Origin of the sequence: Achromobacter sp. SIMBA_011 (assembly GCF_046535435.1) — a bacterium.
In the GTDB taxonomy this organism is placed as follows: Bacteria; Pseudomonadota; Gammaproteobacteria; order Burkholderiales; family Burkholderiaceae_B; genus Achromobacter; species Achromobacter dolens.
On sequence record NZ_JAWRWN010000810.1, the window covers coordinates 1 to 256 of the forward strand.

The following is a 256-nucleotide window of genomic DNA, read 5'->3' on the forward strand; positions in this document are numbered from 1 at the left end:
GCAGGCATGCGGCAGAGGATCTGCCATCGACCTATAACTGGTTGTCCGAGCCCCTTGGCAAGATCCATCGGCTGGTCGAGCATGTGTACCGCGGCGATGGGTACGTTGCCATTCACGATCTGCTCGGCGAGGATCATGCAGACCTGTCGGCTGGATCGCTTGCTGGTGGCGCGCGAAGAGAAACGGTTCCGGCACAGGGTTCCATCGTTGCGCGGATTCTCAGCGCCGTGCCGAACTGGCGTCGACGCGGCTGATG

The 256-nt window shown here is 62.1% G+C and carries 1 protein-coding gene; it reads left to right on the forward strand.

Going from position 1 to position 256, the window contains the following annotated elements; translation table 11 throughout:
• Positions 1-254: hypothetical protein (locus tag SB816_RS33235; protein ID WP_410548410.1), on the forward strand; the 254-nt coding region annotated here is incomplete at its 5' end.
• Positions 255-256 lie beyond the last annotated feature (2 nt).